This window comes from Anaerofustis stercorihominis DSM 17244 (assembly GCF_000154825.1).
In the GTDB taxonomy this organism is placed as follows: domain Bacteria; phylum Bacillota; class Clostridia; order Eubacteriales; family Anaerofustaceae; genus Anaerofustis; species Anaerofustis stercorihominis.
The window spans coordinates 92,349-102,223 of record NZ_DS560018.1; the positions used below are offsets into that span (position 1 = coordinate 92,349).

At 37.5% G+C, this 9,875-nt stretch carries 11 protein-coding genes; 7 read left to right on the plus strand and 4 right to left on the minus strand.

The window, feature by feature from the left end:
- The first annotated feature begins 5 nt into the window (after positions 1-5).
- From rseP to ANASTE_RS04260, 5 genes are all read left to right on the plus strand, one after another.
- Entirely contained in the window at positions 6-1,028 is a 1,023-nt protein-coding gene (gene rseP / locus ANASTE_RS04240; protein WP_039945017.1) for an RIP metalloprotease RseP, read from the plus strand.
- A 10-nt stretch (positions 1,029-1,038) separates the two neighbouring features.
- Complete coding sequence (gene ispG, locus ANASTE_RS04245) at positions 1,039-2,091, plus strand: flavodoxin-dependent (E)-4-hydroxy-3-methylbut-2-enyl-diphosphate synthase (RefSeq protein WP_007049723.1); 1,053 nt, start codon at positions 1,039-1,041, stop codon at positions 2,089-2,091.
- Complete coding sequence (locus ANASTE_RS04250) at positions 2,088-2,828, plus strand: PHP domain-containing protein (RefSeq protein ID WP_007049724.1); 741 nt, start codon at positions 2,088-2,090, stop codon at positions 2,826-2,828. The genes ispG and ANASTE_RS04250 overlap by 4 nt, the downstream gene beginning before the upstream one ends.
- A 13-nt stretch (positions 2,829-2,841) precedes the next feature.
- Complete coding sequence (locus ANASTE_RS04255) at positions 2,842-3,327, plus strand: GNAT family N-acetyltransferase (protein ID WP_039945089.1); 486 nt, start codon at positions 2,842-2,844, stop codon at positions 3,325-3,327.
- A gap of 146 nt (positions 3,328-3,473) precedes the next feature.
- Positions 3,474-4,478: a serine hydrolase domain-containing protein gene (locus ANASTE_RS04260; RefSeq protein ID WP_039945019.1), complete on the plus strand. Its 1,005-nt coding sequence runs from the start codon at positions 3,474-3,476 to the stop codon at positions 4,476-4,478.
- 109 nt (positions 4,479-4,587) lie between these two features.
- Here the strand turns inward: ANASTE_RS04260 and uppP are convergent, their stop codons facing one another.
- The 3 genes from uppP to rpsO all read right to left on the minus strand — a co-directional run bounded on the left by uppP (position 4,588) and on the right by rpsO (position 7,958).
- Complete coding sequence (gene uppP / locus ANASTE_RS04265; RefSeq protein ID WP_007049727.1) at positions 4,588-5,424, minus strand: undecaprenyl-diphosphatase UppP; 837 nt, start codon at positions 5,422-5,424, stop codon at positions 4,588-4,590.
- Between the two features lie 76 nt (positions 5,425-5,500).
- Positions 5,501-7,636, minus strand: a complete 2,136-nt coding sequence (gene pnp, locus ANASTE_RS04270) for a polyribonucleotide nucleotidyltransferase (RefSeq protein WP_007049728.1) — start codon at positions 7,634-7,636, stop codon at positions 5,501-5,503.
- 58 nt (positions 7,637-7,694) lie between these two features.
- Positions 7,695-7,958, minus strand: coding sequence for a 30S ribosomal protein S15 (rpsO, locus tag ANASTE_RS04275; protein WP_083781750.1), 264 nt, complete (start codon positions 7,956-7,958; stop codon positions 7,695-7,697).
- A gap of 225 nt (positions 7,959-8,183) precedes the next feature.
- Here rpsO and dut point away from each other — a divergent pair, with 225 nt between their 5' ends.
- Together dut and ANASTE_RS04285 are read left to right on the plus strand one after the other, a co-directional pair.
- On the plus strand, positions 8,184-8,624 hold the full coding sequence (gene dut / locus ANASTE_RS04280; protein ID WP_007049730.1) for a dUTP diphosphatase: 441 nt from the start codon (positions 8,184-8,186) through the stop codon (positions 8,622-8,624).
- A 203-nt stretch (positions 8,625-8,827) separates the two neighbouring features.
- Entirely contained in the window at positions 8,828-9,256 is a 429-nt protein-coding gene (locus ANASTE_RS04285; RefSeq protein WP_007049731.1) for a DUF3788 domain-containing protein, read from the plus strand.
- A 38-nt stretch (positions 9,257-9,294) separates the two neighbouring features.
- On the opposite strand, the gene ANASTE_RS11315 is transcribed toward ANASTE_RS04285, so the two are convergent.
- Complete coding sequence (locus tag ANASTE_RS11315) at positions 9,295-9,573, minus strand: OB-fold protein (protein WP_007049732.1); 279 nt, start codon at positions 9,571-9,573, stop codon at positions 9,295-9,297.
- Positions 9,574-9,875: the final 302 nt, after the last annotated feature.

The following is a 9,875-nucleotide window of genomic DNA, read 5'->3' on the forward strand; positions in this document are numbered from 1 at the left end:
TCAATTTGAGCTTATCAACTATAATATACACTCTGCTGATATTCGGAGTATTAATATCAACTCATGAATTCGGTCACTTTATCGTGGCAAAGAAATGTGGTGTCATCGTGGAAGAATTTTCTATCGGGATGGGACCACTTATTTTTAAGAAAAAAGGAAAAGATGAAACCCTTTATTCCATTAGGCTTCTGCCTATCGGCGGATACTGCAAGATGTACGGCGAAGATGAAGACGAAGAAGAAACGGGAGAAGGAAGCCTGAATTCTATCTCCCCTTTTAAAAGGATACTCGTTTTTGCGGCAGGTGCGGGAATGAACCTTTTATCCGCTATCATAATATTGATGGCAGTATACGGGATAATGGGGACGGAACCCACCACGACAATAGGAAGGGTACTTGAAAATAATCCCGCATATAGCGCGGGGCTTAGAGAAGGCGACACTTTCGTAAAGATAAACGATACCCAAATAACAAAATGGGAAGATATATCGAACACCATAAACTCTTCAAAGGGAAAAGAATTAAAGGTCACTTATAAGACAGAAAACGGAGAATTAAAGGATACTACGGTAACACCCAAGCTGGACAGTGCATCTAATTCATACAAAGTAGGTATAAACCCTACCTATTCAAAGAGCTTTATAGGCACTGTAAAGAGTTCCGTTAAAGCCTTCGGGACTTATATATATGTTACGTTCAAAGCCTTAATAGACCTGATCAGAGGCGCCATAGGCATAAATCAGCTGTCGGGTCCCATAGGAGTTGCGGGAGTAATAAACGAAGCTGTGGGTGCAGGGTTCAGTATTTTACTGAACATAACCGCTCTGCTTGCAATAAACATAGGTATATTCAATTTACTTCCCATACCCGCTTTGGACGGGAGCAGGATATTGTTCTGCTTTATAGAAATGATAAAAGGCTCCCCTATCAACAGAGAAAAAGAAGGCATGATACACTTCGTGGGATTTGTATTATTGATGGCATTCGCGGTATTCGTTGCGGTACAGGATGTAATAAAACTTTTCTAGGAGTTATAAAATGAAAAAAACAAACGTAGTAAAAATCGGTAACAAGGTTATCGGAGGCGGAAACCCTATAATGGTGCAGTCGATGCTCAAGCTTCCTCCGACGGATCATAAAGCTATAATAGATGAAATAAACGAACTGGAAATGCTGGGATGTGACATAATAAGGGGCACCATACCTAATATGGAAGCCGCAAAAGTCATACCGAAGATAGTAAAAAATACAAACATACCTTTTGTAGCGGATATCCATTTCGACTACAAAGTAGCTATAGAAGCGATAAAAAACGGTGTTCATAAGGTCAGGATAAACCCCGGGAATATCGGAGGCAAAGAAAGAGTAAGGGAAGTCGTAAAATGCCTTAAAGACTACGACATACCCGTTAGGATAGGTGTAAACTCGGGCAGTCTCGAAAAAGATCTGCTTGAAAAGTATGGTCACCCTACCCCGGAAGCCTTGGTTGAAAGTGCCTACAGGAGCATTTCTTACTTCAACGAATTCGGATACGACAATATCGTATTGTCTATTAAATCAAGCGATGTAGTAACTACAATAGACGCAAATAGGCTCTTCAGAGAAAAATACTCTTATCCCCTTCATTTGGGAGTTACGGAGGCTGGTGCGGAGCTTGGAGGCATAGTCCGTTCGAGCATTGGGCTGGGAAGTCTTTTAAAAGACGGTATCGGAGATACAATAAGAGTTTCCTTAACGGGAGACAGCAGAGACGAAGTCATAGTCGGCAGAGAGATACTAATAAGCCTGGGGCTTTTAGATGAAGGCGTAAGGGTGGTATCATGCCCTACATGCGGAAGATGTAAAACAGATACGCTGTCTATAGTAAAAGAGATAAAGGAAAAAACAAGACACATAAAGGAACCTATTACCGTAGCGGTCATGGGCTGTGCGGTAAACGGTCCGGGAGAAGCAAAAGAAGCGGACATGGGAGTTGCCTGCGGAGACGGAAATGCGGTCTTTTTTGAAAAGGGAGAAAAAGTAAAAAGCGTTAAAAGCGAAGAAATTGCTTCTTTCATATTGGAAAGGATCGAAGAAAGAATATCTAAATGAAACTAACAGCAGAAATACACTGTCATACCATTTATTCTCACGGGACGGGGACAATAGAAGATAACGTCATCGCAGCAAGAGAAAAAGGTATGAATAAAATCATCATCAGCGAACACGGACCGGGACATATGGTAGCTAGGAAAAATACGAACGCTACTTATATGGATATGAAAAAAGAAATAATGGAACTAAGAAAAAAATATCCTGATATGGAAATTTTAATGGGTTTGGAAGCAAACGTGATTTCCATGAACGGAGATTTGGACGTGGACGAGGAACTTCTGGAAATCGTGGAAGTTTTGTACTGCGGTATCCATTTGATGTCCATACCAAAGAATATAAGTACATTTTTCAATATGCAGATAATGAATACATTAAGCTCAAAGTTCGGCTGGTTCAGAAACAGACAGACGAGGATAAACACAAATGCACTTATAAAAGCCATAGAAAAGTATCCTTTAAGAATGATAACACACCCGGACACGAGAGGACCCGTAGACATCATAGAGCTTGCAAAAGCCACTGAAAATCACGGTGTGATACTTGAAATAAACGACACACAAAGTAAGCTCAACGAAGACGATATAAGGCTTATAGAAAAAAGCGGGATAAACATAACCTATGCTGTGGGAAGCGACGCGCATTCAAAGAAAGACATAGGAAAATGGGAAAATGCAAGGAATATACTTAAGAAGAGCGGGATAAGCTTGGATAAGGTTTGGAATGTGGAAGAATAAAGGTAGTGTGACCATGGAATTGACATTAAACGAATTAAAAGAAGAAGATTTAGATACCGCACTTAAAATTTGGAATGAAGTTGTAAGAGAAGCCAACGCTTTTCCTCAAACAGAAGAAATGAAACGAGATGAAGCTCTTGAGTTCTTCTCTTCTCAAAGCTTTACGGGTACGGCAAAAATCGATGATAAATTAGCGGGGATATATATACTTCACCCCAACAACGTGGGAAGATGTTCTCATATCGCAAACGCAAGTTATGCTGTGGATAAAGAAATAAGAGGAAAGCATATAGGAAAAGAGCTGGTGAAACATTCCCTTAAAAAAGCAAGAGAGCTGAATTTTAAAATACTTCAGTTCAATGCGGTGGTAAAATCCAATAAAGGTGCTATACATCTTTATGAAAGCCTCGGCTTTAAAAAGCTCGGAGTTATCCCCGGAGGGTACTTGAAAAAAGACGGGACATATGAAGATATAATCTCGTACATATATAAACTGTAAGAAAAAGATATAACATTTTGTTATATCTTTTTTGTTATATCAAATATAAATATTTTTTAAAAGTTTTCTTGAATATGATTTTTAATCATGTTAAGTTGTTTATATGGTACCATGAAATTCAAAAAATTAAAAGGACGACAGATAAAATGAATAATGATAAAGTTAAGACTGTATCCCCCGAAAATTCAGGGGATATTTCCCATAGACTTTCCCAAATAGAAAGCATAATAAAAGAAGGATATGACAATATGGAAGGGATCATAATAACGAAAGACGGATATAAGGTATATGAAAAATACTTAAACGGGAGCGATGAAAACAAAAAGACGCATATAGCCTCGGTAACAAAGAGCATACTGTCTATTCTTATGGGGATAGCCATAGATAAGGGTATCATAAAAGACGAAAGTCAAAGAGTAATGGATTTTTTCAAAGAATATGACTTCAAAGATAAAAATGAAATCAGAGATAAAATCACGATAAAAGACCTACTTACGATGAGGGTTCCTTACACCTTTGAAGACTACATGGAACCTCTTGAGGACTTTACAAAAAGCAAAGACTGGATAAGATATGCCCTTGAAAGCATAGATAAAAAGGGAGAATTGGGGAAATTCAAGTATTCCACCATGGGTGCTCATCTCCTTTCCGCCATTTTAACTAAAACTTCGGGAATGTCGGCTAAAGGATTTGCCAATCAATACTTATTTGATCCTCTTGAAATAGAAGAAATCGATTATAACGACACCAAAGAATTCAATTTTGATACACTGTTCGGTGAAAAAATAGAAGGATGGGCAAATGACCCCATGGGGATTTCGGCGGGAGGTTTCGGACTTAAACTGAGTACAAGGGATATGACAAAAATCGGAGAGCTTTATTTAAACAAAGGTGAATACAAAGGAATAAGGGTAGTATCCGAAGAATGGATAAATAAAACATTGGAAGAAAACGGGAACGGCTACGGATATCTATGGTATCTGATATATGATATACCCGTAAAAATGTATGCAGCTCTCGGGGACGGAGGGAATATGATTTGTGTCATACCGAACCTAAAGGCTGTCATAGCAATAACTTCCTCTTTTATGATGAATGCCAAGGACAGGATAGGATTTGTAATAGAACATATACTCCCTGCCCTATCATAAATGAAGAGATAAATATTAATCAAAAAACACGAATAAGATATATACGAAAAGAAAAAAGACACCTTTACATTTAATAAGAGTGTCTTTTTTATCAGTGATTTATTTAAATTTAAAAAGTGATCAGTACATGATATATAATAAGCGCCAAACCTACTATCCAGCAGTAAATCGAGAAATAGTAAAGCTTGCCTTTCTTAACTATGTTGTTAAGGAGTACTATCGAGAAGTACCCTATTACAAGAGAGCAGAAGAACCCTATTATAAGAGGTACGAACGACGTGGTCGCGCCTATTGCGATGATATCTTTTATCTTAAGTAACAGTGAACCGAGTACTGCGGGGATAGACATAAGGAATGAGAACTCAACGGCTTCTTCCTTTTTAAGTCCCGATAAAAGCCCGCCGACTATCGTAGAACCCGACCTTGAAATACCGGGAGTTATGGCGAACATTTGGAAAACACCTATAAGGAAAGCTTTTCCCGCTCCCACGTTTTCTATATGTCCTCTGTTGTTCTTACCCAAAGCATCGCCTAAAACCAAAAGCACACCGGTTATTAAAAGGGTAAACCCTACTATGATGATGGAACCGAACTTCTCGCTTATAAAATCTTCGAATAAAACTCCGACTATACCTGCGGGTATCGATGCCATAAGGATATATACTATGTATTTTCTGTATTTACTCTTTTCAAAACAAGGTCCTTTTAAAGTTATCAAATCCGCAAGCATCAAGAAAAATTGCTTAAACATATTCCATATGGATTCATAATATGCGATAACTACCGCAAGCAATGTTCCCAGATGAAGAACGATAGCAAATTCGAGAGAGCCTTCGCTGATACCCATAAAGTTTTGGAGTATTACCAAATGTCCGGAACTGCTTACGGGAAGAAATTCCGTAAGACCTTGGACTATACCTAAGATTATGGCTTGTATTGTAGTCATAATATCCTCCGTTATTTATTAGTTTAATACTATATATATGTTTTAAAAGCGAAGTTTAACCCTCGCTTTCAGTTATTTATTCATTTACTTTTTCTTCTTTTTTGTCTTCTTTATTTTCTTTGACTTCTTTTTTAGGTTTTGGAAGAAGTGCTTTTCTTGAAAGGTTTATCCTTCCTTGTTTATCTATTTCGATAACTTTTACGTTTACTTCATCCCCTACATTTAGAACGTCAGTGACTTTATTTACTCTTTCGTGTGCGATTTTAGAAATATGAACGAGACCTTCTTTTCCGCCCGGTATCTCCACGAAGGCACCAAAGTCCATTACTCTTGCGACTTTACCTACATAAGTATCTCCTTCTTCCACTTCTCTTGTTATATCTTCGATTATTTGAACTGCTTTTTTAGCGTCATCCAAATCAACAGCACTAACGAAAGTTTGTCCATCGTCTAAGATGTCGATTTTAACTCCTGTTTCATCAATGATTTTATTAATCATCTTTCCGCCCGGTCCGATGACATCTTTGATTTTATCTTCGGCTATTTTCATAGTCATGATTTTAGGAGCGTATTTGCTTACGTCTTCTCTAGGAGCTGTGATGGCTTCTTCCATTTTGCCTAAGATATGGAATCTGCCTTTTTTAGCTCTTGCCAAAGCTTCCGTAAGTATAGCTTTATCTATACCTTTGATTTTGATATCCATTTGGATAGCAGTGATACCTTCGCTGGTTCCCGCAACTTTAAAGTCCATATCACCGTAGAAATCTTCCACGCCCTGAATATCCGATAAAACGGATACTTTGTTTTCTTCTTTTATAAGTCCCATTGCGATACCTGCTACGGGAGCTTTTATAGGAACACCTGCGTCCATTAGAGATAATGTTGAACCGCATACACTTGCCTGTGATGTGGAACCGTTTGAAGCAAGTACTTCAGAAACCACTCTTATGGTATAAGGGAAGTCTTTTTGGTCAGGTATTACGGGAAGCAGAGCTCTTTCAGCCAAAGCACCGTGTCCTATTTCTCTTCTTCCCGGACCTCTCATAGGACCTGTTTCCCCTACGGAATAAGCAGGGAAGTTATAATGGTGGATATATTTTTTGCTTGTTTCTTCTCCGATACCATCGATTATCTGTTCATCTCTTATGGCACCGAGAGTAGCCATAGACATTACCTGAGTTTGTCCTCTTGTGAAAAGTCCGGAGCCGTGAGCTCTTCTGATTTTTCCTACTTCGCAGGTTATAGGTCTGATTTCATCGACTTTTCTTCCGTCAGGTCTGATACCTTCGTTTGTTATCATGCCCCTAACGATTTCTTTCAATAATTTAGCGAATATTTCTTCAAAGTCAAGTTTGTTGTCGGGATATTCTTCCAAATATTTATCCAAAATTTCAGCCTTGACTTCTTCAACTCTGTCTTCTCTGGCTTGTTTTTCATGGATATCATAAGCTTCTCTGAAGCCTTTTTTAGCTTCTTCGTAAATCTTTTCTTTGATTTCTTCGCTTGTTCTGTAGTATGTGATATCAGCTTTTTCCACGCCGACTTCTTTGATGATTTCTTCCTGGAACTTGATGATTTCTTTGATATGTTCATGAGCACCCATGATAGCATCGATCATGATTTCTTCGCTTACTTCGTTGGCACCCGCTTCAACCATAAGTACAGCTTCGCTGGTTCCAGCAACGGTAAGACTTAAATCACTGATGTCTCTTTGGTCGCTTGTAGGATTATAAACAAGTTCACCGTCTATAAGACCCACGTTAACGGCACCTACGGGACCGTCAAACGGTATATCGGAAATACCGAGGGCAAGAGATGCACCTAGGATACTTGTGATTTCAGGAGAGTTATCCTGATCCACACCCATGACCGTAGCCACGATTTGAACATCGTTTCTGAAACCTTTATCGAATAAAGGTCTTAAAGGTCTGTCGATAAGTCTGCAAGTAAGAGTAGCCTTTTCGCTTGCTCTTCCTTCTCTTTTTAAAAATCCCCCCGGAATTTTTCCAACGGAATACATTTTTTCTTCGTAAAATACGCTTAGCGGGAAAAAGTCGATTCCCTCTTTTGCTTCTTTAGACATACATGCGTTGACTAATATCTGAGTATCTCCATATGAAATGAAAACACTGCCGTTAGCCATTTGTGCCAATTCTCCAACTTCAACACAAAGCTCTCTGCCTAAAAAATCAGTTTTAAACACTTTCTTCATCTAATTTTTTTCCTCCATATTATAAAAAGGCGAAAAAATCCGCCTTTTAAATGCTTAATTATTTTCTTAAGTTAAGTTCTTTAACTATTTCTCTGTATTTATTGATATCTTTCTTAGCAACATAATCTAAAAGTCTTCTTCTCTTACCTACCATCATAAGAAGTCCTCTTCTTGAGTGATGGTCTTTAGGATTATTTTTGAAGTGTTCGTTTAAAGTATTAATTCTGCTTGTTAAGATAGCGATTTGGATTTCAGGTGAACCTGTATCCTTTTCGTGTTTTTGATACTTGCTGATTACTTCTTGTTTTTTTTCTTTTGTTATTGACATTTTAATTCTCCTTAATATTTTTATTCGCCTAAAACCTTAGCAGTAAGCCGGAGATGCTTATAACTAAGTCTTAGGTACATAGCTTTAAAATTATATCACAAAAGGATATTTTTGTAAACATATTTCAGCGGGATTTATAAATGTTTTTAACCCTTTTGATTGATAAAACTTTTAATTTTAACTATAATGTTATTATAGTATATTTTAAGGAGAAAAAGAATGAAAAATGTAAAAGTCGAAATAATAAATAAATCTAAGTATCCCCTGCCCGAATATGCGACAATAGGTAGTGCGGGAGCCGATTTATATGCAAATATAGATGAAGATATGATACTCAGACAAGGAGAAATATCTTTGATACCCACGGGGATATATATAAAGCTTCCCGTAGGTTACGAAGCGCAGATAAGAGCGAGGAGCGGACTGAGTTTGAAGCACGGTGTCACTCTGGTAAACGGAATAGGGACAATAGACAGCGACTACAGAGGAGAGATCGGGATAATAATAACTACGCTTAAAAATGAGCCTTTTAGAGTCACACCGGGCATGAAGATAGCTCAGATGGTCATATCGAAGCACGAAATCGCAGAATTCACCGAAGTCGAAAACCTTGATGAGACCGACAGAGGTAAGGGAGGCTTCGGTCACAGCGGCGTTTAAGATAATATTTCGTTAAATATTAATAATTTATTAATTTAAAAATATTTTGCTTTTATTATTTTAAGTTTTGATATATAGTTAAATCAGAAAGAGTGTTTGTATAAGGTAGAAATTAAGGTGTATTCGGACGAGCGGAGTCTGAAAGGTGAAGTGCGCCCGAGAAGCCGTCGCTAAAACACCAAATAAAAGGAGACTGATAAAAAATGGAATGGAAAGAAATGTACCCTATCGACAAAATGCCTACGGATGAAGAACTATCGACTTATATCACAAGCCCCCTTTACGAAGATTTATGCAAATATTTAAGCGTAGAGTTCAATGCAAAGAGAAGCGTAGAGTACAGCAAGTGTGCCGCTATACCCGGATGGAACGTTAAATACAAAAAGGGAATCAAATCACTTTGCGTGGTATACCCCGAAAAAGATATACCTAAAGTAATGGTGGTCATCGGCAATAAACTTGAAAACGAAGCGGAAGCTATAATATATACATCAAGCGATTATGTCATGAGCAGATATAAAGAAAGCAAATCCAACAGCGGACTAGGGACATGGCTGGTTCTTGATTTATTGAATGAAGAAGTATTGAGCGACATCAAAAGGCTAATCGAACTTAAAGCAAAGGCAAAATAAAAAGAAAGCAGAAATGCTTTCTTTTTTTCTATACCAATTTAATTTTTCTTTATACTATCTATATCGAGAGAATAGCTTAAAACTTCTCCGGCATCGGTTATTTGACATTTTACAACCACTTGCTCCCCTATAGATAATTTCTTTATATTCTTTAATTGTTTATCATCGTTGATATAACATTGAACACCGATAATATCGTATTCTCCGGCTACGATAGAAATATAATCACCACTTCTATCAATGACATTCAAACGCCCTGTCAATGATACATATTTATCTTTATATTTTTCTTCGGCATTTAAAGCATTTTTATTCAAATCTTTTATTATTTTGAAACGCTTAATTTAGTATATGTAATTTTTGGTATTTCTGTTTTTGTATTTGTATCCGCAGTATTTGAACTTGTATGATCAGATTTTTCACTGTCACCTCCCCCACCGCTCATCCAAGCACCTAGAATAATAACGACTATTACCGCAATAAACCAAGGACGAAGATATATAGACTTTTTGTTCTTTCCACCGAACTTTGCACATACTTTAGCACTCCCTGCAATCTATTCACCGCAGTGAACACAGGTTTTTAATTTCTTTTAATAAATACAACTTCTCCTTTAAAT